Origin of the sequence: Alistipes intestinihominis (assembly GCF_040095975.1) — a bacterium.
GTDB lineage: Bacteria > Bacteroidota > Bacteroidia > Bacteroidales > Rikenellaceae > Alistipes > Alistipes senegalensis.
This window is the reverse complement of sequence record NZ_JBBMFL010000004.1, coordinates 75,493-98,557: the sequence shown is the minus strand read 5'-3', so window position 1 is coordinate 98,557 and position 23,065 is coordinate 75,493. Positions and strand designations below refer to the sequence as shown.

The 23,065-nt window shown below is 60.7% G+C and carries 13 protein-coding genes; 7 read left to right on the top strand and 6 right to left on the bottom strand.

Translation table 11 applies throughout. The annotated features are described in order from the left end of the window. Window positions 1-4 precede the first annotated feature (4 nt). Window positions 5-1,417 carry a RagB/SusD family nutrient uptake outer membrane protein gene (locus WMO46_RS04805; protein ID WP_129652082.1) on the bottom strand — a complete coding sequence of 471 codons (1,413 nt, stop codon included), beginning with the start codon at window positions 1,415-1,417 and terminating at the stop codon, window positions 5-7. 3 nt (window positions 1,418-1,420) lie between these two features. Beyond that, entirely contained in the window at window positions 1,421-4,402 is a 2,982-nt protein-coding gene (locus WMO46_RS04800; RefSeq protein ID WP_349093926.1) for a SusC/RagA family TonB-linked outer membrane protein, read from the bottom strand. Window positions 4,403-4,599: 197 nt separating this feature from the next. Here WMO46_RS04800 and WMO46_RS04795 point away from each other — a divergent pair, with 197 nt between their 5' ends. The 4 genes from WMO46_RS04795 (at window position 4,600) to WMO46_RS04780 (ending at window position 12,516) form a co-directional block, all read left to right on the top strand. Then, window positions 4,600-7,317, top strand: coding sequence for a S8 family serine peptidase (locus WMO46_RS04795; RefSeq protein ID WP_349093925.1), 2,718 nt, complete (start codon window positions 4,600-4,602; stop codon window positions 7,315-7,317). Between the two features lie 13 nt (window positions 7,318-7,330). Then, entirely contained in the window at window positions 7,331-8,287 is a 957-nt protein-coding gene (locus WMO46_RS04790; RefSeq protein WP_349093924.1) for a PorV/PorQ family protein, read from the top strand. A gap of 172 nt (window positions 8,288-8,459) precedes the next feature. Next, window positions 8,460-10,736 (top strand): bifunctional alpha,alpha-trehalose-phosphate synthase (UDP-forming)/trehalose-phosphatase, encoded by a 2,277-nt coding sequence (locus WMO46_RS04785; RefSeq protein ID WP_349093923.1) that lies wholly within the window; start codon window positions 8,460-8,462, stop codon window positions 10,734-10,736. Then, window positions 10,726-12,516: a glycoside hydrolase family 15 protein gene (locus WMO46_RS04780; protein WP_349093922.1), complete on the top strand. Its 1,791-nt coding sequence runs from the start codon at window positions 10,726-10,728 to the stop codon at window positions 12,514-12,516. The genes WMO46_RS04785 and WMO46_RS04780 overlap by 11 nt, the downstream gene beginning before the upstream one ends. A 52-nt stretch (window positions 12,517-12,568) precedes the next feature. On the opposite strand, the gene WMO46_RS04775 is transcribed toward WMO46_RS04780, so the two are convergent. After that, window positions 12,569-14,392: a RagB/SusD family nutrient uptake outer membrane protein gene (locus WMO46_RS04775; RefSeq protein ID WP_349093921.1), complete on the bottom strand. Its 1,824-nt coding sequence runs from the start codon at window positions 14,390-14,392 to the stop codon at window positions 12,569-12,571. Window positions 14,393-14,404: 12 nt separating this feature from the next. After that, window positions 14,405-17,557 carry a SusC/RagA family TonB-linked outer membrane protein gene (locus WMO46_RS04770; RefSeq protein WP_278964166.1) on the bottom strand — a complete coding sequence of 1,051 codons (3,153 nt, stop codon included), beginning with the start codon at window positions 17,555-17,557 and terminating at the stop codon, window positions 14,405-14,407. Window positions 17,558-17,937: 380 nt separating this feature from the next. Here WMO46_RS04770 and WMO46_RS04765 point away from each other — a divergent pair, with 380 nt between their 5' ends. From WMO46_RS04765 to WMO46_RS04755, 3 genes are read left to right on the top strand one after another with little or no spacing between them, the layout of a single operon-like run. Next, window positions 17,938-18,345, top strand: a complete 408-nt coding sequence (locus WMO46_RS04765) for a hypothetical protein (RefSeq protein ID WP_042493965.1) — start codon at window positions 17,938-17,940, stop codon at window positions 18,343-18,345. Continuing rightward, complete coding sequence (locus tag WMO46_RS04760; RefSeq protein ID WP_019150422.1) at window positions 18,342-19,658, top strand: DUF3440 domain-containing protein; 1,317 nt, start codon at window positions 18,342-18,344, stop codon at window positions 19,656-19,658. The genes WMO46_RS04765 and WMO46_RS04760 overlap by 4 nt, the downstream gene beginning before the upstream one ends. Next, entirely contained in the window at window positions 19,603-20,157 is a 555-nt protein-coding gene (locus WMO46_RS04755) for an IbrB-like domain-containing protein (protein WP_019150423.1), read from the top strand. Before WMO46_RS04760 ends, WMO46_RS04755 begins: the two co-directional genes overlap by 56 nt. Window positions 20,158-20,215: 58 nt before the next feature. Here the strand turns inward: WMO46_RS04755 and WMO46_RS04750 are convergent, their stop codons facing one another. Together WMO46_RS04750 and WMO46_RS04745 are read right to left on the bottom strand one after the other, a co-directional pair. Next, window positions 20,216-21,934, bottom strand: coding sequence for a sensor histidine kinase (locus tag WMO46_RS04750; protein WP_129652074.1), 1,719 nt, complete (start codon window positions 21,932-21,934; stop codon window positions 20,216-20,218). 3 nt (window positions 21,935-21,937) lie between these two features. Next, window positions 21,938-23,065: a sensor protein KdpD gene (locus WMO46_RS04745; protein ID WP_195496846.1), complete on the bottom strand. Its 1,128-nt coding sequence runs from the start codon at window positions 23,063-23,065 to the stop codon at window positions 21,938-21,940.

Genomic DNA, 23,065 nt, shown 5'->3' with positions numbered 1-23,065 from the left:
GTCGTCAGTTTATGCCTTCCGAATTTTCGCTTTCCGGCAGCGGCAGCACATAGGTCTCGTCGCTGGCCGCGTGACGCTTGCCGTTCACGCCCTCCATCGCCAGCCAGAAGCGCTTGTTGGTGAAAAAGATCTGCCCCTCGCCCCAATACTCCTTGGTGATCTCGTTGATCAGTTCGTCGCGGAACTTCCCGGGGGTGTCGATATCCCCGGCTTCGAGCGGCAGCAGGCCGCGGGCCGTGACGACCCGGTTCAGGTAGTCCAGCGCCGCCGCAGGATCGCGGTCGTAGACCGATTCGGCGAGGATGTAAAAGAGTTCCGGCAGACGCACGAGATTGATGCCCGGCGTGCGGCCGCTCGGCACGGTCTGCTCTTCGTCGTAGTTCTTGTCGTAGAGTTTGGTCAGCGTGACGACCGAATGCTCCCACTTGGTGCGGGTGAAATAGGCTTGGTAACGGTAGTCGTTGTTGACCGAGGTGAACGAGGAGACCCGGAAAATCGTCTGGTAGTTGTCGCGCACCATGTTGAAGGTCTCGGTCAGCCGGGTCGGATAGAGGCGGCTGCGGATGTCGAGGTACATTTTGGGGGCGTGCAGGCCCCAGATGCACTCCGTCCGGGCGGTGTAGCCCATGAAGAGGTTTTTCACCTGCTCCTCGCGGATGAAGGAGAAGCCGCCTTTCAGCGCTTCGAGGGCATAGCGTTCGGCCGTCTCGCGGTCGCCGCCCCAGTTCGAGACGCGGGCCAGCAGGGCCGCGGCGGCATACTGCGTCACGTAAAGCTCTTCGGGCGTGCGCCCTGCGACGGGCCCGGCCTGCCGCAGCAGCTCGTGGGCCTCGGTCAGATCGCCGACTATGTGTGCATAGACCTCGCGCACGGTTCCCCGCCGAACGGGGTCGATCGAAAAGTGCTCGACATAGGGAATCGCCTCTTCATCGCCGCGCCCGATGTTCGGAGCAAAGAGCCGCAGCAGGTCGAAATGCACGAAGGCCCGGATGGCCAGCGCCTCGCCGCGGATGCGGGGCAGAATCGCGTAGTCCCGCCCTGCGGCATTGTCGAGCACGCTGTTCACCGAGGCGATGACGTTGTAGCCCCGCGACCAGACGGCATCGACTTTCGCACGTACGTCCTCGTCGCGGTATTTGAGGTCGTACGTGCGGTTGAGCACCGTTTCGCTGGCCTCGTAGTCGTTGTAGTAAAGCTGTGCGATCTCATCGACGAAGCCGAACGAGAGCTGTTCGCCGTAGAGATCGCCGTCGGCCAACGAGGCGTAGACGCCGTTCATGGCGTCGATGAATCCCTGCTCGTTCTCGAACATTTTGTCCTTATTCACGATGCCCGGGGTGTCGATGTCGAGAAAATCGCACGACACGAGGCCCGAGGAGAGGAGAAGCGCGGAAAGGAGTACGGTGCGTTTTTTCATCGGTCAGAGGTTTACGGTCAGCGACGCCTGGAAGACGCGCGCAAAGGGATAGTCCAGACCGCGTTCGCGGCGGATGGTCGAGATATTGAACAAATCGCCCGTCGAGGCCGCCACGCGGATGCGCCGCAGGTGAAGACGGCGGCAGAAGCTGTCCGGCAGCGAATAGGAGAGTTTGAGCGACGAACCTTCAAGGGCATACTCCGCAGCGACGAACCGGTCGGTCGGAGGCGTGGTCTCCCGGCTGGCGATGTTCTTGTAGAGCGCCCGGTCGCCGGGAGCCTTCCAGCGGTCGTAGAACACCCGGCGGTCGGCGTTGGCCGTAGGGTCCGTTCCCTCGACCTTCGTGGCGAGGGTCTGGTTGTAAACCGTGGCCCCGAGGCGGTAGGCGAACGTCGCCGAGAGGTCGAACGCCCGCCAGCCGAACGAAAATCCGAACGAGCCCTGCACTTTGGGCGTCGTATCGCCCACGACCTGCTTTTCGCGGTAGTCGTATTCGTAGGTCAGCTGACCGTCCCTGCGGATAAAAACCTCGCGCCCGTTCGCCAGATTGATTCCCACCGAACGCATCACCTTGAGCGCCGTCATCGACTCGCCCTCCTCGTAAAAAGCCGCCGGAAGCGACGAAACGGCACTCTCCTCGTTCTCCCTGTTCTTGTTTTTCAGGTAGTCGCTGATCTCCACGATCCGGTTCCGGTTGTGGCTCATGTTGAGATAGAGATTCAGGTTCGAACGGCTGCGCCGAAGCACATTGCCGCGCAGCGACAGTTCCACGCCGCTGTTGCGGATCTTGCCCAGGTTCTCCTTGGCGTTCGAGAAACCGATGTGATCGGGCTTGGCGATGGTCATCACCAGATCGTTGGTCGTGTCGTAATAGATGTCCGCGCTGCCGTTCACACGGTCGTTCCAGAACCCGAAATCGACGCCGAAATTCCGTTTGAGACTGCGCTCCCACTTCAGGCGGGGATTGACCATCGACACCGGCACGGCGCCGATGCTGCCGTTATAGAGCAGATCCGAACTGTACTGGTAGGCCAGCTGCGCCTGATAGGGGCTGAATCCGGCATTGCCGACATAGCCGATGCTGGCGCGCAGTTTGAGCAGGGAGACCGCGGTGCCCCGCATGAAACGCTCCTTGTGGAGGTTCCAGCCGAGGCCCAGCGCACCGAACGGAGCGTATTTGTTGTCGTCGCCGAATTTCGAAGAACCTTCGTAACGGAACGAGAGATCGACGAAATAGCGGTTGCCCCAGATGTAGTTGGCATTGACGTAGCAGCCCAGCATGCGCGAACGGTCCTCGCTGCCGCCGGGATGGCTGCTCTCGGCGAATCCCGTGGCCATAGAGGGGTGTTCGAGCTTATCCGAGAGCACACCCAGCGCACTGAACGAATGACTTTCGGACTGCGCAGACTCGACGTTGACGCCCGCCGTGAGACTCAGCAGGTTCGCGTTGTCGCGGCCCCAGCCCTTGTTGAAGACCACGAAGGCATTGCCCGAAAGCGTGACGGCCGTGCCGTTCGACACGTCGAAGCTGCCCCGCTTGGCCGCATCCTTGTCGTAGAAGCGTTTCGAAAGCGGAGAGTAGAAGGTTTCGCCCTCGCTTTTGGTCTGCGTGTAGGAGAAGGAGGCTTCGACGCGCAGCGAAGAGAGGATCGTCCAGCGGATGCGGAACGTGTCGATGAAACTGCCCGAACGGCTTCTGATGTAACTGCTCAGGTTCTTTTCGTAAAGCGGATTGGCGGCGTAGAACGCCAGGTCGTTATTCAGCGATCCGTCGGCATTGTAGGGGCTGTCGTAAGGGTTGAGCCGAACATAGTCCGAGAAGCTCCCGTAAGGCACGTCGTCCGAGGCGTTGCGGCTCAGCGAAGCGATGTTCTGGAAAAAGAGCCTGTTCATGTCGCCGTAGGTAAGGTTGATGTGCAGCGACGCCACCTCCTTGTCCGACTTCTCCATGACACCCGTCGTGGAGTTGCAGCTGCCCGAAACGTTGTAGCGGAAATCCTGGCTGCCGCCCGAAAGCATCAGGTTGTGGATGTGGTTGAATCCCGTGCGCAGGGCCATCCGCTTCCAGTCGGTGTTGACTCCGGCATTGGCCCGTGCGAGCCGCTCGTAATACTGTTTCTGCCGCTCGACATCGCTGCTGTTGCTCCCCGAGAAATCGCCGTAGACGCCCGCCTGCCGTTCGTATTCGAGCTTCTCGTGCGCATCGAGCAGGCGGTAGTCCGACAAATCGGGAACGCTGACCTGAAAGTTCCCGGTGTAACTGACTTGCAGCCGCCCGGCCTGCGTCGGGCGCGTGGTGATGACCACCACCCCGTTGGCGGCTTTCGAGCCGTAGAACGAAGTCGCCGCGGCATCTTTCAGCACCGAGATCGACTCGATGTCGTCCGAAGGCATATCGAAAACATAGGAGATGTCCACCTCCGTCCCGTCGAGGATGAAAAGCGGGACATTGGTCCGGTCGTCCTCGATGAAACTGCTGCGGCCGCGCAGCACCATATCGGGGACCTTGTTGGGGTCGGAGCCGTTGGCGATGTCGTCGAAGATTTCGAACCCCGGCGTGCGCAGCTGAATGATGTTCAGCACGTTGGTGTGCACCATAGCTTCGATCTCCTCCCGGCGTATGACGTGCGTGGCGCCCGTATAGCTCTCCTTTTTCTTGTCCACATAGCCGGTGACCACGACATCGGCGACGTTCTCGGAACTCTCCGTCAGGCGAACGTCGTAGGAACTCTTTCCGGCGACGATCTTCACCACCCGCTCGCGGTAGCCCAGCATGCGGACACGGAATTCCGAAGCCCCGGCCGGACAGTCGAAGACGAAGCGGCCCGCGGCGTCGGCCACCGTGCCGTGCGGCTTGCGCCCGGCGTCGTAGGCGACGATGTTGGCTCCGACCACGGGCCGCCCCTGCTCGTCGGTCACCGAACCGCCGAGCCGCACCGCGGCAGCGCGCTGCTGTCCCGCGACACGGCCCGTAACCGTCAGCATGCACAACAGAATGCAAACACCTTTATAGATATGCGTCATATCGGAATCACACGAAAGGATAACGGCGCAAAAATAGAACAAGAAACCGCGCACTCCTATCGGTATGATTCGGTATTTCGCAAATGCAATATACCGACAAATGGGGAGTGTGCGAAAAGGCGGAAGAGCTTAATTTTGAGGCTTCAAAATCAAACGCTATGCACTGGTCAAAAACGGCTCTCTGCGCGGCGGCGCTGCTTTCCGCCTGCACCTCGGAGCAACTCCGGGAGACATCCGACGGCGTGGAGCCGTCCGTTCCGCAATTCGAAACGACCGCCGTATGCGGCGGCCGCATACGCCTCAAATTCCGGGAGGGCGAGGAGCCCCCAGCCGTCGCCGAAACCCGCAGCGGCATCCGCACCGGACTTGCGAAATTCGACCGGGCTGCGGCCGGCCTCGGCGTCACTCGCATGCAGCGCGTATTCCCGCCTGCGGGACGCTTCGAGGAGCGCACGCGCCGCGAAGGGCTTCACCGCTGGTACGATGTCTGGTTCGACTCGGTGACGCCCGTGACACGGGCGGCCGGCGACTTTTCGCAGCTGCCGGGCGTCGAACGGGTGGAACCGGTCTATACGACCCGCCCGATCGGTTTCTCCGGCACGGCCGTTCCGGCGGCTCCCCCGGCCTCCCGCGCGGCAGCCGCTCCGTTCGACGATCCCGGACTGGCCCTGCAATGGCACTACGACAACGACGGCACCCTGACCGACGCCGTGGCCGGAGCGGACATCAATCTGTTCCGGGCCTGGGAGGTGACCTCCGGAGCCCCGGAGGTGGTCGTGGCGGTGGTGGACGGGGGCATCGACTTCCGGCACGAAGACCTGTCGGGCAATGTCGGCAACCGGGCCGAACTCTACGGACAGGAGGGTGTGGATGACGACGGCAACGGCTATGTGGACGACATCTACGGCTGGAACTTCATCTATTCATCGGCCTACCCTTACGGTTCGAACAAGATCACCCCGGTGGAGCACGGCACGCACGTCGCCGGAACGATCGGCGCGGAGAACAACAACGGCAAGGGGGTCTGCGGCGTGGCCGGAGGCCGCGGAGGCCATACGGGCGTGCGCCTCATCAGCTGCCAGATGTTCACCGAGAACAAGAGCGACAACGGCGACGAAGTAGCCGCACTCAAATACGGCGCCGATGCGGGTGCGGTCATCAGTCAGAACAGCTGGGGCTACACCAACGTCTATTCGATGCCCGAGGTCACCAAGGATGCCATCGAATACTTCATCAAATACGCCGGCACGGACGAGAACGGCGAACAGGTCGGTCCGATGAAGGGAGGCATCGTGATCTTCGCCGCCGGCAACGAGGAAAGGGACTACATGAGCTATCCGGCCTGCTATGAAAAGGTCGTCGCCGTGTCCGCCCTCGCCCCCGACTACAAAAAGAGCTGGTATTCGAACTTCTCGTCATGGATCGACGTGGCCGCCCCCGGCGGGACCTACCGGACAAACGGCCGCTATTCGGACGAATGCGCCGTTTACAGCACGCTCCCCGGCGACAAGTACGGCTACATGCAGGGGACCTCGATGGCCTGCCCCCATGTCTCGGGCATCGCCGCGCTGGCCGTGGCGAAATACGGCGGTCCGGGCTTCACCCCCGACAAGCTGCGCACCTACCTCGAACGCGGCGTGCACGAGGTAGACAGCTACAACCCCGAATACAAGGGGCGTCTGGGCGCGGGGCTGATCGACGCCTACCTCGCCGTGTCGATGGACCGGGGCATCGACCCCGATCCGGTCACCGACCTGCGGCACAGCGATACGGCGGGCGAAGTCGAACTGACGTGGACCGTTCCCGAGGACGGGGACGACGGACGCGCAGACTTGTTCATCCTGATGTGGCGGGTCGGGACGCTCGAAAACCCCGATCCCGACAACCTGCCCGAGGGTACCTTCACGGCCACCGTTCCGGTACGCGACAAACAGGCCGGGGAGACGATCTCCTACATACTGACCGACATCGCCGAACGAACCCGCTATGTCGTGGCCGTCATCGCCGTCGATCCCTGGGGCAACCGCTCTCCGACGAGCGTCATTTCGTTCGGAACCCCGGCGAACACCCCGCCGACGCTCGTCCGGGAAGGCGATACGGCGGTAAGCATTCCTTACAACGAGACCCGCACGGTCGCGTTCCTCGTCTCCGACCCCGACAGCCACGGATTCACCTATGAATTGCAGGACCCTTCGGGTGCCGTCACGCCCCGCAAGGACGACGAACGTCTCTATCTCGACATCCGCAACTACAAGCGCGTGCCGGGCAGCTACACGGCCCGGATCACCGTCTCCGACAGCTTCGGGGCCTCCGACGCGGCCTCGTTCGATTTCACGCTCCAGCCCAACCTGCCGCCCGTTCCGAACAACGCCTTCGCGCCCGTATACCTCAGTTCGATGCAGGAGACCGCAGAGTTCACGCCCGCCGCAGGTTTCGACGACGAAATCCCGGAAACGGTGACCTATGCACTCGAATACGACACCGACGCACTCTACCTGCAAGCCACCGCGGGCGGCGGATACCGGATCATGCCCCTGCGCTACGGCCGTTCGGAGGTGACCGTCACGGCGACCGACGAGGAGGGCCTCGCAGCCCGAAATTCATTCGCCGTGCTGTGCCGCGACGACTCCCGCGAGGCGGACCTCTACCCCAATCCGGTCGAAAGCCTCCTGACGATCCGCATGGGCCGCAGCGTCCAGGGGGAGCTCGGCGTTACGCTCTACGACGCCGCAGGACGCACGGTGCTGCGGCGCACCGTAGGGATCGCCCCCACGGAACCCGCCGAGATCGACCTTTCGGCGCTCGGCAGCGGCGCCTACACCATCCGCCTCGAACATGCCGGCGGATCGCTCACTCGCACCATCGTCAAACTCTGAAAACAACAACGCCATGCATTCGTTATCTCTCCGCACACTACTCGCCGCTACCCTCCTCCTTGCGCCTTGCGCCGCAGCGGCTCAGGGGGCCGCGGCCTTTCTCGACATTCCCGCCGACGCCCGCAGCACAGCGATGGGCGGCGCCGGCACGGCACTCTCCGCCGATGCCTTCTCCGCTTTCCGCAACGCCGCCCCGCTGTCCTCCGCCGAAACGCGGGCCGGCGGAGGCTACACCTATCTGCCGTGGATGCGCAGTCTGATTCCCGAAACGACCCTGCATGCCGCAGCGGCCTACTTCAAGCCCAACGCAAAACAGGCCGTGTCGCTCGGGTTCCGCCACTTCACCCAATACGGTTCGGAACGCACCGACGACAACGGCAATGTGCTCGGGAAGCTGCGTCCCCGCGACATGGCTTTCGACATCGGTTACTCCCGCACAATCGCCAAAGGACTCTCCGCGGCCCTTACGGGGCGTTACGTCCGTTCGGATGCGGGAACGGGCCATACGGGAAACGCCGTCGCTTTCGATGCCGGGCTCTTCTACCGGCAGACGCTCTCCCGGTCGCATGCGCTGAACTTCGGATTCCAGGCGGCGAATTTCGGCAGCGGCATCGACTGCGGGGGCGGCGGGCAGCCGATGCCGTGGCGGTTGAAAGCGGGCGTTGCCGCGGACCTCGTCTTGGCGCAGGCACACCGCCTGACACTGACCGCCGAAGCCGACTGGCGGCTCCGGCCTGCGGAGTCGCGGGCGTGGTCGGGCCGCTTCGGGGCTGAATATCGATGCTGCGGAATCGCGGCCCTGCGGGGAGGCTACCGCTTGGGCGACCGCTCAGCGGGCGAACAGCGTTACGGCTCGGTCGGCGCGGGCCTCCGTTGGAAATACGTCGCGGCCGATGCGGCCTATCTGCTCGCCGGAGAGAGTTCCCCGCTGCACGACACGTGGATGCTGACCATCCTGTTCAGCTGGTAATCCCGTGCGTTTCAGAGGCAAACGATCTGGCGCGCGAGCGGCATCTCAAAATGAGAATGGAAGTTCTCATTTTGAAACGGTTTCACGGCAGGCACGAAAGAGACGCATACTGGCAGTCAGGCAGATAGCGTGAGCTTCCCGATGTGGCATTCCGGTTGGTCTCTTCTGCGGCATGAAACTTTTTATCGTATCCAACAGACTGCCCGTAAAGGTTTCGGAAAAAGAGGGAGAACTTCTTTTCACGCGGAGCGAAGGCGGACTCGCAACCGGGCTCGATTCATTGCAGACCCAATACGAAAAACACTGGATCGGCTGGCCGGGACTCGACGTGGAAAAAGCCGAGGACCGGCAGCACATCCGTGAAGAGCTGGAAAAACTGGACTTCCATCCCGTGTTCCTCACCGGGGAACAGATCGAAAACTACTACGAAGGGTACAGCAACAGCACGATCTGGCCCCTGTGCCATTATTTCTTCTCCTACACGCAGTACCGGCAGGATTTCCGGGAAAGCTACCGCGAAGTCAACCGGCTCTTCTGCGAGGAGGTGCGCCACCTGGTCGGTCCCGACGACATCGTCTGGGTGCAGGATTACCAGCTCATGCTGCTGCCCGGCATGCTCCGCGAGATCATGCCCACGCTCTGCATCGGCTATTTCCACCACATCCCGTTCCCCAGCTACGAACTGTTCCGGATTCTGCCCGAACGGGCCGAACTGCTGCGGGGCGTGTTGGGCGCCGACCTGATCGCCTTCCACACGCACGACTACATGCGCCACTTCATCAGCACGGCGGAACGGGTCCTGCACATGGATTTCAAACTCGACGAAACCCAGATCGGCAACCGTTTCGTGCGGGTCGATGCCCTGCCGATGGGCATCGATTACGAAAAATTCCACCGGATCTCCTCCTCGCCGGCCGTCGGGCAGCTGATCGCCCGCACGCGGGCCCACTTCGGCGACCGGAAACTGGTGCTTTCGGTTGACCGGCTCGATTACAGCAAGGGCATCCGCCACCGTCTGCACGGATTCGACTCCTTTCTGAAACAACATCCCGAATACCTGGGCAAGGTGACGCTGGCGATGGTGATCGTTCCCTCGCGCGACCGGGTCGGCTCCTACGCCGACCTGAAAACCCGCATCGACGAGGAGATCAGCGCCATCAACGGCCGCTACTCCACGATGGACTGGACGCCGGTCTGCTATTTCTACCACGGCTTTTCGTTCGAGGAGCTGGCGGCCATGTACTACGTCGCCGACATAGCTCTGGTCACTCCGCTGCGCGACGGCATGAACCTCGTGGCCAAGGAGTACGTCGCCGTCAAGGACGGCAATCCGGGCGTATTGATCCTCAGCGAAATGGCCGGAGCATCCGTGGAGCTGGCCGACGCCATCCGGATCAATCCGAACGACACGGAGCAGATCGTTTCGGCGCTCGTCCGGGCGCTGGAAATGCCCGTCGGGGAGCAGTTGCAGCGGATACGGCGGATGCAGGCCGTCGTATCGGAACAGACCGTGAACCGGTGGGCCGCGGACTTCATGGCGGGACTGGCCGAAGTGTGCCGCAAAAACCGCTCGGTCAGACGGCGCCAACTGACACCCGAGACGCTGGAACAAATTCTCCATACCTACCGGCACACCGGCCAGCGTCTTCTGCTGTTCGACTACGACGGCACGCTGGCGCCCATCTGCCGCCGCCCCGAGGCGGCCGTGCCGGGACGCGAACTCTACAAGGCGCTGTGCGCCCTCGCTGCCGACCGCAGCAACCGCGTGGTGATCAGCAGCGGCCGCGACCGTGCGACCCTGGACCGATGGTTCGGCAAACTGCCCGTCTCCCTGGCCGCCGAACACGGCGCATTCTACAAGGAGTGCCGGGGCGGATGGCACGAAAACCTGCACCGTGCCGCATGGGATTCGGAGCTGCTGGAGCTGATGAACCGTTTTGTCGAACGGACGCCCCGTTCGCATCTCGAACAGAAACAGACGGCTCTGGCATGGCACTACCGCGAAACGGACGAATGGCTGGGAACGCTGCGGGCACAACAGCTGGTGACGGCCCTCATTCCGCTCTGCATGCGCCTGCACCTGCAAATCATGCCCGGAAACAAGGTCGTGGAGGTCAAGTCGGCCGAATATTCCAAAGGTTCGGAGGTCCGCCGTCTGCTGCGTCAGGAGCGTTACGACTTCATCCTCGCAATCGGCGACGACACGACCGACGACGACATGTTCCGGGCCCTGCCCCGGGCAGCCGTCACGGTGAAAGTCGGCGCCGCCTCGGAATATGCCCGCTACAATCTGCCGCGGCAGGCCGACGTACTGCCGCTGCTCACGACGTTCGCCCAAAACAGCCATACCGGCGGATCGGTCCGCGACACGTTCGCACGAGGGGTCCGGACCGTCTGGAAAGCCGTGAGGAACCTGCTGACCAACAAGAAATACGACGATGAAAAATAATCTCAATTACGGCGTCATCGGCAATTGCCGGACCGCCGCGCTCATCTCCGAACGGGGCAGCATCGAATGGCTTTGCTTCCCCGACTTCGATTCGCCCTCGGTGTTCGCCGCCCTGCTCGACCGCACGAAAGGCGGATCGTTCGGATTCGACGTACCCGACGGCTATGCTGTCCGGCAGAGCTACGTCCCGCACACCAACATCCTCTCGACTCGCTTCGCGTCGGACGAAGGCGAATTCGAGGTGCTCGACTACATGCCCTGCTACCGCTCGTTCGAAAAGGAACACTACCTGCCGGCGGAGCTCTACCGCTACATCCGTTTCGTGAAGGGGCGGCCCCGCTTCCGCATTCGCTACGACCCTGCCCCGAACTATGCGCAGGGCGAGGTGCGCATTCGCCGGACCGCCGGATTCATCGAGAGTTACAGCTCCGCCGACAACAAGGACCGCCAGTATCTCTACTCTTCGATTCCGCTGCAAGCCGTCGCCGGCCGCGAGGAGATCCGGCTCGAAAAGGACGAATTCCTGCTACTGTCGTACAACGAGAAGGTCATCCCGATCGACATCGAACGCGAAAAGATCGAATATTGCCGCACGCTGGTCTACTGGCTCAACTGGACCAACCGGACCCGGCAGTACACCTGCTACAACGAAGTCGTCGAACGGAGCATGCTGGTGCTGAAACTGCTCTCCTACTACAACGGTGCAATGCTGGCGGCGCTGACCACCAGCCTGCCCGAAACCGTGGGCAAAGTGCGCAACTGGGACTACCGTTTCTGCTGGCTGCGCGACGCCTCGATGTCCATCGAGACGATGTTCCGCGTCGGACACACCGGCGCCGCACGGCGGTTCATGAAGTTCATCCAGTCCTCGTTCATGTCACGCCACGACTACCAGATCATGTACGGCATCCGCGGCGAACGGAAACTGACCGAAGTGATTCTGGAACATCTCGACGGATACAAGGGCTCGAAGCCCGTGCGCATCGGCAACGACGCCTACCACCAGAAGCAGAACGATTCGTTCGGCTACCTGATGGACCTCGTCTGGCAGTATTACCGGCTGATGCCGGGCACGCTCGACGAAATCGAGGACATGTGGGAGATGGTCAAGAGCATCCTCGCCACCGTCGCCGAAGAGTGGCGCAATCCCGACAAGGGGATCTGGGAGATCCGCGGCGAAGAGCAGCATTTCGTCTCCTCGAAGGTGATGTGCTGGGTGGCGCTCGACCGCGGGGCCCGCATCGCGGCGAAACTCGGAAAAGAGGAGTTCGCGGCCCGCTGGCGCGAGGAGGCCGAAGCGATCCGCCGCGACGTGATGGAACACGGCTGGAAGAGCGAAATACAGAGCTTTTCGCAGGCTTACGGCAATCTGGCGCTCGATTCGTCGCTGCTGCTCATGGAGCCCTACGGATTCATCGCCGCAAACGACCCGCACTACCGCAAGACGGTCGAAGCCGTCCGCAAGGCGTTGTTCCGCAAGGGGCTGATGTACCGCTACAACAGCGAGGACGATTTCGGCGTCCCCAGCTCGGCATTCACGATGTGCACCTTCTGGCTCATCCGCGCGCTGTTCGTCACGGGACAGCGCAACGAAGCCAAGACACTTTTCAGTCAGGTCCTGCGATACGGCAATCACCTGGGGCTGTTCAGCGAACATCTCGATTTCGACACCAAGGAACAACTGGGAAACTTCCCGCAAGCCTATTCGCATCTGGCGATCGTCAACACGGCGCTGCTTTTCGCCGAGGAGAAGGAACGGCTGGATTTCATCCGGCCATAATAACCGAAGAAGCCCGCGAACAGGCGGGCTTCCTCTTTTCAGATACATACGCTCAATAGCCGGGGGTCTGCACCATATCCGGATTGGGGTTCGATTCGAATTCCGAGGTCGGGATCGGCATGGCGTAGTTGGTGTCCTTCCAGACGATGTTCGTCTTGGCCGCTCCCGGGCCGGACACCGTCTTGTAATAATCGGCCTCCTGCTTGCCCAGGCGCAGGAACCGCACGTACTCCCACCAGCGCATTTCGCCGAAGAACTCGGCCCAAAGTTCGTAGAGCAGCGGATCGTTGGCCAGATGGTCGGTCGCATCGGCGGTCAGCGTGCGGTCGGTCAGCGACCCGTAATCGACGGGCGAGGCCCCGTCGGGCGAATAGCCGTAGGCGCGGCGCTTCACTTTGTTGACATATTCCAGCGCCGTGGCCGGATCGGAGTCTTTCAGCAGATAGGCGTACATCAGGTAAATCTCCGGCAGGCGGATGAAATAGATGTTGTAACCGGCGACGTTGCGCGTGGCGTCGGCCAAATGGCCGTCGAGATAGTTGTATTTCCGCACGGGCCAGCCGTAGAAGGTCTCGGGGTCGTTGCCCGTGTTGGGGTCCATCTCCCACCATTTGTTGAACTCCACCTGCGCGACCTTGCGGTAGGCGTTCACGCCGTCGATGGTCATCTGCACCGAATCGACGAAGGGTTGCAGCGAGCAGACGAAAAGCCGCGGGTCGGGCTCTCCCGGCTCCCATTTGCCCAGTTTCCTGCGGTGGGCGAGCTGCTGATCCATATACTCCTCGCTGAGCGAATAGCGCAGCGAACCGTCGGGCTTCGTTTCCGAGAGGACGTGCCCTTCGGCGAGCGGCGCGGCATCGGTGTAGCCGAAGCGCGGCAGGTTGCGGTCGTGCATGTACTGGTTGCCGTAGGACATGGCCGTCCGCGTGCTGTCGGGAGCGATGCAGAACGGCGGGTAGTAGAGCGAAAGGGTCGAACCCGTATTCTGATTGCCATAGGCCGAACCGTTGGTCGGATCGGCCTTGTTGGCCATCTCGTAGAACGATTCGCTGTTGAACTCGTATTCGTCGTAACCGCTGAACATCATGCGGTAGCGTTCGAACGGCTCCAGCGTTTTGCCGCTGTTATGGATACAGTCTTCGAGATCGGTCTTCGCCTTGTCGTTCTGTCCCGCGAAGAGGCACGCCTTGGCCCGGAAAGCCTTGGCCGACCAGACGGTCACGCGGTGGTTGTCGGTCTGCGTGAGAAGCCCCACGGCCCGGTCCAGATCGTCGATGATGGCCTGGTAGCAGGCGCCCGTCTTCGCGCGTCCGACGTACATCTCCTCCAGCGTCTTGGGAACCTTGTCGATGATGGGAATGCCCACGCCGTCCATGTCGGGCTGACCGTAGAGCGACAGCATGTGCCACCGGTAGAAAGCCCGGAAGAAGAGACATTCGCCTTCGTAATTGTCCAGCGATGCCGCCTCGGACGCCGGAGCGGCGGCCCGGTAGGCGTCGATCTCCTCCATGGCCGTATTGGCGTAGTAGACACCCATGCTGAGCGCCGTCCAGGGGTCCGTCACCTTGTTGTTGCCGGTCTTCACGGCGCCGGAGCAAATATCGACCCATCCCTGATCGTTGTGCCATTGGAGGTCGATGGTGTGGTCGAGGCAGTACATGACGTATCCGGCCCAGTAGTTGCCCAGAAAACACCAATGGTGCTGGGCGCCGTAGACCGAGTTCACCAGCAGGTCGATGTGCCCGATCGACGTGGGGAAATTGCCCTTGGAGAGCGAATCGGGATCGTTCAGGTCGAGGTAATTCGTACAGGAGACCGCCAGTGCCGCACAACCGGAGAGGGCGGAGATTCGAAGATATGCAATCAGTTTTTTCATGTCGGGAAACGGTTAAAAGTTCATGTCGAGTCCGAACGAGATCATCTTGGTCTGCGGATAGGTGCTGCCGTAATAGATGCCGTAAGCGGTCTTGGTCGTCGTCGAGAATTCGGGGTCGAGGCCCGAGAAATCGGTGAAGGTGAGCAGGTTGCTGGCCGATACGTAGATGCGGATACGGTCGATCTTCGCCTTGCGCGTCCACCGCTTCGGGAAGGTGTAGCCCAGCGTGATATTCTTGAGTTTGAGATACGAGCCGTCCTCGACGAAATAGTCGGAATAACGCTGGTAATTGTAGTTCGGGTCCTTGACCGGAGCGTTGCCGTTGGCCGGGTCGGGCGTGACGATGCGCGGCCGCGAAGTCAGCCCGTTGCCCAGGAAATAGGAGGCTCCGAAGACATCGGCCGTGGTGTTGGAACTCTGCTGCACGCTCTCGGTGTAGGACCTCGAAAGGTTCATCACGTCGTTGCCCGCGATGCCCGTGAAGTCGGCCGAGAAGTCGATGCCGCGCCATTCGAGCGAGATGTTGAACCCGTACTGCACCTTCGGCCAGGGATTGCCGATGAAGGTGCAGTCCTCGTCGTCGATCGTGCCGTCGTTGTTCAGATCGACGTATTTCAGGTCGCCGATGCCCGTCAGCCGCTGGTGGTAGTAGTCGTGGCCGTTGGCCTGCGCTTTGGCGTTGAGTGCGTCGATTTCCTCCTGCGAGGTGATCATCCCGTCGGTTTTCAGCCCCCAGAACTGGCTGATCGGCTGCCCGTTGACCGTCTTGCAGGGACTCGGGCCCGTGTTGGGATGCCCGCCGCCGCCATAGATATAGGCCGTGGGAAGGCCCAGATCGACCACCCTGTTGCGGTTCTGCGAAACGTTGCCGCTGACGGCATAGTTGAAATAACCGATGTTGTTACGGTAGCTGACCAACAGCTCCCAGCCTTCGTTGTCGATGCGGCCGATGTTCACCGGCATCGTGCTCATCGCAGTCAGTCCGCCGCCCATCGACGTAATGCCCGCCGAATTGGGGGTCGAAAGGGCGTAGATCATGTTTTTGGTGATGCGCTGGTAATAGTCGAACGAGAACGAGAGGCGGTTCCGGAAGAGATCGAGGTCCAGACCGACGTTCGTGTTGTAGATCGACTCCCACTTGATGTCCTCGTTGATGACCTTGATGTTATTGTAGCCGCCGACGGCTGTGGTGCCGTCGAACGAATGCACCGTCACGTTCTGGAACGCCGCCATGTAGGCGAACTTGTTCAACGCCTGGTCATTGCCCAGGATTCCCCAGCTGAAACGCGGTTTGAGCGAGGTGATCCACTGCTGGTTCCAGGACTTGAAAAAAGGCTCCTCGGAGATCTTCCACCCCACCGACACCGACGGGAAGACGCCCCAGCGGTTCTTGGGGCCGAATTTCGGCGATCCGTCGCGGCGGAAGTTGACCGTCAGCAGGTAGCGGTTGTCGAACGAATAGTTCAGGCGGCCGAACTGCGAGAGGAAGCGGTCTTCGCTCAGGGCGCCCGAAGCGGTCTTGTTGATGTTCGTCGAGAGTGCGAACGACAGCGGATCGTTCACCGGGAAATCGGTCGCCGTGGCGCTCAGGTCGGCGAAATGGGCGTTCTTGGCCTCCCAGCCGAGCATCGCCTTGAAATCGTGGCGTCCGAACTTGCGGGCATAGGAGAGCGTGGCCGTGAAGGTGTACTGCTCGTCGTAATTGAGCGCCTTGGTGTAGCTGTCCTTCGAGGGCGAACGGCCGAGGTTGTTGGGCTCGGAATAGTTGTCGTCGTAGCCGCCGCCCAGCTGGGCCGATCCCGTGAGGTTCAGTTTCAGCCCCTTGACGATCTCCCAGTCAACGAAAAGGTCGGCGTTGGCCAGCAGGTCGGACTGCTTCTGATGCTGGAGCGCGATGACGGCCACGGGATTCGAACCGTCGAAGTCGATTCCCGAAGGAACCGCCGCATAGCCTCCGTCCTCGTCGTAGACGTTCATATAAGGGATCGAGACCCAGGGGAAAGACTCCGTGTAGGGATTCCCGCGCAGACGGGCCAGATAGATGCGCGTGCCGACGGTGACGGAGTTGTTCACCTTGTAATCGACGTTCAGACGGGCCGAGATGCGCTCCCAGTAGTTGTTCATCTGAATCCCGTTCTCCCGTTCGTAAGCCCCCGAAAGGTAGTAGCGGAATTTCTCGCTGCCGCCCGTCAGCGAAAGGTTGTAGCTCTGCTCGATGCCCGACTGGTAGATCTCGTCAACCCAATCGGTATTCGGAAGCGACGCCGGATCGGACCAGATCGGATAGTTCTCGCCCAACGCCTGCTTTACGCGGATATAGTCGGTCGTGCCCAGCAGATCGTACATGTCCGTATATTGCCGGACGCCGACATGGCTGGTGAACGAGAGTTTGGGCTTGGCGTTGAAACTGCCCTTCTTGGTCGTGATGAGCACCACGCCGCCGGCCGCACGCGAACCGTAGATCGCCGCGGCGCTGGCGTCTTTGATGACCTCGATGGACTCGATGTCGTTCAGGTTGTAGTTGCTGTTGTTGTCGCAGGCCACGCCGTCGATGACGAACAGCGGATTCAGCCCGTTGATCGACCCGACGCCGCGGATCACGATGTCCGAACCGCTGCCCGGCTTGCCGCTGGTCTTCGAGACCATCACGCCGGCCACCTTGCCCTGTAAAGCCTCGGCCACGGAACGGGCCGGAACGTCCTTGAAATCATCCGCTTTCACGGAAGCGATGGAGCCCGTCAGATCCGATTTCGACTGCGTTCCGTACCCCACGACGACCACGTTGTCCAGCCGTTCGGCCTCTTCTTCGAGGACGATCTTCAATTCATCGCGGTTCAGCACCGGGAGTGTCAGGCTCTTGTAGCCGACATAGGTGATGAGCAGGGTCGAACGCGCGGGCACCGTCAGCGAGAAGGAGCCGTCCGGACCGGTGATCGTACCGCTCACGGTCGGAGCATCCTTGACGACAATGGTGGCGCCGATCAACGGATTGCCGTGTTCGTCCGTCACCTTGCCGGAAACGGTGCGTTCGGCAGGCCGCGCCGCCTCGACGGCCGTGGCGGCCGCGGGTTTCTCATCCGCACGCGCCGACGCGGAAAGACAGCACAACAAGAGCAGGAGGACGCATGTCCGCCTGCCCGCAAGAGAGGAGTAGCATCTTTTCATAAATCGGATTTGAGTTTGTCCGGACCCGGCTCAATCGGGATGCCAAAGCAGGAACGAAGCGGCGAATCGACTGAAAATCAAAGTCCTGCTGCGGGGAACTTTCTCCGCAGCGTGTGGAAGAGCTCTACAAGAGTGTGGAAAAACTCCACACTCCGGATGTGGAAAGCTCCGGCCCTCCGCCCCGATACCGCGGACCGGTTCGGCGTCGCCAGCCTCTGTTCCGCTTCGGAAGGAGGCCATCGAAGCCCCGGCGGCACACGCTTCGAACCGGAAAATTTGAGAAAACGACCGATATTCCGTATCTTTGTAAAGATCGAATGCGTATTTAATACATTCGGTCCCAGACATATAACATTCGGTCGTTTTATAACCTTTCGGATATGACAATCGAGAAACTGGACGGCACTTCGCCCCGCCTTTATACACTCGTCGCTCCGCTGGTCATGCGACGCAGCGTGCTGCGCCAGAACAATAACTATCCGTTCTGGACCTCGCGTGCGCATACGTGGTTCGTCGCGTGGGAAGGCGAGACCGTCTTCGGGTTCATGCCCGTGGAGATCACCGACGGCGGAGTGGCCAAGATCAACAACTACTACGTTTCGGGCGACGATCCGCAGCTGCTGTCGCGCTTCCTGCGCGAAATCATCCGATACTACCACCGCGACTATACGATACGTTCCGTGACGTTGCTCCGCCACGCCGAGGTGTTCCGCACCGAGGGCTTCGTCCCCACGAAGGAGTGGACGCAGTACGTGACGATGCAATACGGGAAAAAACGGCAGCCATGAACGTCTACGAGCGGACACAGCGGCGGTTGAAAACGGTCTTCGACCTTTTCGACAACATCTACGTCTCCTTTTCCGGCGGCAAGGACAGCGGCGTGCTGCTCAACCTCTGCATCGACTACATTCGGCGTCACGGACTGCGCCGCCGGATCGGCGTATTCCACATGGATTACGAAATCCAGTACCGCGACACGCTCGACTACGTGGACCGGACGCTGGCCGCGAACGCCGACATTCTCGATGTCTACCGGGTCTGCGTGCCGTTCAAGGTCCAGACCTGCACCTCGATGTTCCGGCAGTACTGGCGGCCGTGGGAGGAGTCGAAGCGGGACATTTGGGTGCGGGAGATGCCCGAAGGATCTCTCACACGGCGCGACTTCCCGTTCTTCACCGACGAAATGTGGGACTACGAATTCCAGAACCGCTTCGCCGAATGGCTCCACGCACGCAGCGGCGCGGCGCGCACGTGCTGTCTGATCGGCATCCGCACGCAGGAGAGCTTCAACCGCTGGCGCACGATATACAGCGACCGCAACCACCACCGCTTCTCGGACAAACGGTGGATACGCCAGCGGACCGGCAAGGGCATCTGCAACGCCTACCCGCTCTACGACTGGCTGACGACCGACATCTGGACGGCGAACGGACGTTTCGGCTGGCCCTACAACCGGCTGTACGACCTTTTCTACCGGGCCGGCGTGCCGCTCGACAGTCAGCGCGTGGCCAGTCCGTTCATCTCGCCGGCCATCGCCAGCCTGCACCTCTACAAAGCCATAGATCCGGACATGTGGGGACGCATGGTCGGCCGGGTTGACGGAGCCAATTTCGCGGCGCTGTACGGCAGGACGACGGCCGTCGGCTGGCAGTCGGTGCGTCTGCCGAAGGGAATGACGTGGGAGCGTTACATGCACTTCCTGCTCTCGACACTCCCGGAGCCGACGCGGCGCAATTACCTCGAAAAACTCTCCGTGAGCATCCGCTTCTGGCGCGAAAAGGGCGGATGTCTCTCCGAAGAGACCATCGCCAGACTGCAAAAGGCCGGCATCCGCATCGAAGTCGGCGACAAAAGCGCCTACCGCACCGACAAGCGTCCGGTGCGCATGGAGTATCTCGACGACACGGACCTGCCGGAATTCAGCCAGCTGCCCACGTTCAAGCGCATCTGCATCTGCATCCTGAAAAACGACCACGCCTGCAAATACATGGGTTTTTCGCCCAACAAGAGCGAAACGCAGCGCCGCAGGAAAATCATGGAAAAATATGAATCGCTATTACGAACATCCGACCGAGAAGAACTTCCGGAGCCCTGTCTATAACGTCCGCGCCGTACCGGTGGAGAAGATCGTGGCGAACAGCTACAACCCCAATGTCGTGGCGCCGCCCGAAATGAAACTGCTGGAACTGTCGATCTGGGAAGACGGCTACACGATGCCGTGCGTCTGCTATTACGACGCCGAAAGGGACCGTTACGAACTGGTGGACGGCTACCACCGCTATTTGGTGCTCAAAACCTCGAAGCGCATCTACGAACGCGAACGGGGGCTGCTGCCCGTCACCGTGATCGAAAAGGACCTTTCGAACCGCATGGCCTCGACCATCCGCCACAACCGGGCGCGGGGAACGCACAACGTCGAGCTGATGAGCGAGATCGTCGCCGAACTGACCCGCGCGCGGATGTCCGACCAGTGGATCATGCGTCATATCGGCATGGACCGCGACGAGCTGCTGCGTTTGAAACAGATCACGGGCCTCGCCGAACTCTTCGCCGACAAGGAGTTCAGCCTCGGCGATGCCGACGAAGATGCGGCCGAATGATCAGCTCTGCGGCATGCGCCCCACGGCCCCGGACCGTTTCGGCGGAATCCTGACCGGATCAGGCGGGTAACAGAATGGAAAAGCGGCTGCCCTTGCCGATCTCGCTTTCGACCGAGATCGTTCCTCCGTGCGCCTCGACGAACTCTTTCGAGATCGCCAGCCCCAGCCCGCTGCCCTGCACCTTGGTCCCGGGAACGCGGAAATAGCGTTCGAAGATGCTCTTGTGGTAGCGCGGGTCGATGCCGCGGCCGAAGTCGCGCACGTAGATCTCCACCGCCTTTTCACGCTGCACGGCGCCGATGATGATGCGCGATTTCTCGGGCGAATGGTGGATGGCGTTCGACAGCAGATTGGTGATGACCCAGGCGATCTTCTCGTTATCGACGAAGAGTTTCGAAATCTTTTCGGGATAATCAATCTCCACGAAGCAATGGAACCGTTCCGCCAAGATCTGAGTGGCGTGCACGGCATAGTCGATCAGCTCGACAGGTTTCACGACCTTGGGCATGAGTTTGAGCTTTCCCGACTCGACCTGCGTCATGTTGAGCAGTTCGCCCGTAATATTCAGCAAACGGTCGCTGCTGTCCTTGATACTGCCCACAAGCTGTTTCTGCTCGTCGTTGAGCTGCCCCAGCCGGGTGTCGCCCAGCAGTTGCAGACTCATCAGGATCGAGGAGATCGGGGTTTTCATCTCGTGCGAAACGGTCGAGATGAAATTGGTCTTGGCCGAATCCAGTTCCTTGTATTTCGTCACATTGTTCAGCACGATCAGGTTGCCGATGAACTGTTGCGCCGTACTGCCTACGGGCGTAATGTAAAGCGGCGTATTTTCCACCTGGAAATAGCTCTCCTTGTTGTCGGCATAGATTTTCAGCGGCTGCTGGTCATCTTTTTTCTCTTGTTCGCCGTAAAGTCCGCGGACAAGACGCCGCAGCAAGTCGTTCGAAAGCGCGACTTCCGTCGCATTGCGTCCGACGACATCCTCTTTGAGATTCAGCACGGAGAGAGCCTCGTTATTCATGAACAAGATATTGCGGGACGAATCCAGACCGATGATCGGTTCATGCAGCGTATTCACGATCGCTTCGACGCGGGTCTTCGCAGTCATCAGCTTGTCGAGCGAACTGCGCCGGTATTCGTCCAGCCTGGCGGCCATGTCGTTGAACGACTGCGCCACCTCCCCGAACTCCCGGTCGTCGCCGAAATCGAGCCGCTGATCGTAATTGTGGTTGGCGATCTGCGTGATCCCCTGCTTCAACCGGTCGATGGGCCTCAATACGATCGCCGGGAAACGAATCAGAAAGATCATGGCCAGTAAAACGCAAAGTACGGAGACGATCGTCAGCGACCACATCGCATCCGCAGCCCTCGTCGCCGTATCGGAACTTTTCATGCGGATCGAAGTCATGTTCAGCTCCATGATCCGATAGAGATCGTCCCGAATCAATCTGATCTCAGTATCCGTCATGCTGTCCGTCAGCGCCGCAATCTTATCGCCCAGCGCCGCAGTGACTTCCCGCTCGTTGGCTTCGGTGATGTTTTCCCGCTGCAATTCGAGGCTGCGGATCAGGGTCTGCCGGGAAGCGGAATCCCGGGAGATGCGATCCAACGAGCGCAGCATATCCTTGGCATAATGCAGGGAATTATAATTGTCCGCGAGAATCTCCTTCGACGACTTCGACAACTGCCGCACATAACTGACGGACTGAATGCCCAGCAGCAGAATCAGGGCGAACAGGAATCCGATACCCAATGTCAATCGGTAACGCAGTTTCATAAATTACGATAAAATGGTTAAGTCAATATTCAAACGCGACAGGCGATTCAGCAGAAAGCGCAGTCGTATCGCCGTAACGATCAAAGAATAAAGGGAAAACTCCGGCTTGCTGATACAGACGTTGCTGATCTTCCTGTCGATACACGCCTCGACAATCGTATCTATATGCCGGTTCGAATGCACGCGCATCACCTCGCCGCCCAGTTCCTGCGCCAGATTGAAATTGTTGATCAGGTAGCGTTGCCGCGCCAGCGGAATCCGATCCGGAGCCTCCCGGTCGCTCTGGACGTAGAGAACCGTGAATCCGGCGTTGAGATGCGTGGCCATACGCGCCGTTTTGCGGATGACCTTTCGGGCCCGCTTCTCGCTGCTGTCGATCACCGCCAGGATGCGGCCATGCAGCTGCGCCGTATTGACGACCTCGTTTTCAACTTTCTTCTCCACACGCAGCGCCACCTCTTTCAGCGCCAGCTCGCGTAGCTGAAGGATGTGCTCCTGCCGGAAAAAGTTGTTCAGGGCCGTCTGGATTTTTTCCGGCTTATAGATCTTGCCCGCTTTCAGACGGTCGATCAGGTCCTCCGCCGTCAGGTCGATATTCACCACCTCATCGGCCATCGCCAGCACGCTGTCCGGAACCCGCTCGTGAACCTCCACACCGGTAATCTCCTGAACCTGTTCATTGAGGCTTTCGATATGCTGGATGTTGATTGCGGAAATGACGCTGATCCCCGCATCGAGAATCTGCATCACGTCCTGCCACCGCTTGGGATTTTCGCTTCCTTCGATGTTGGTGTGGGCCAATTCGTCAACGACGACGATCTCCGGATGCAGGTTGACGATCGCCTGCGCGTCCATCTCTTCAAGCTCCTTGCCCTTGTAAAAGAGCCTGCGCCGGGGAATGAACGGAAGCCCCGCTACGAGGGCTTCCGTTTCCGCACGGCCATGCGTCTCAACATATCCGATACGCACATCGACACCTGCGTCGAGCAACTGGTGCGCCTCCTGCAACATGCGGTAAGTCTTGCCCACGCCGGCACTCATGCCGATATAGACCTTGAACTTGCCGCGATGCGACTCCTTGATCAGATCGAGAAAGTGCTCGGCGCTCCTCCGGGTGTCATGGGTATCCAT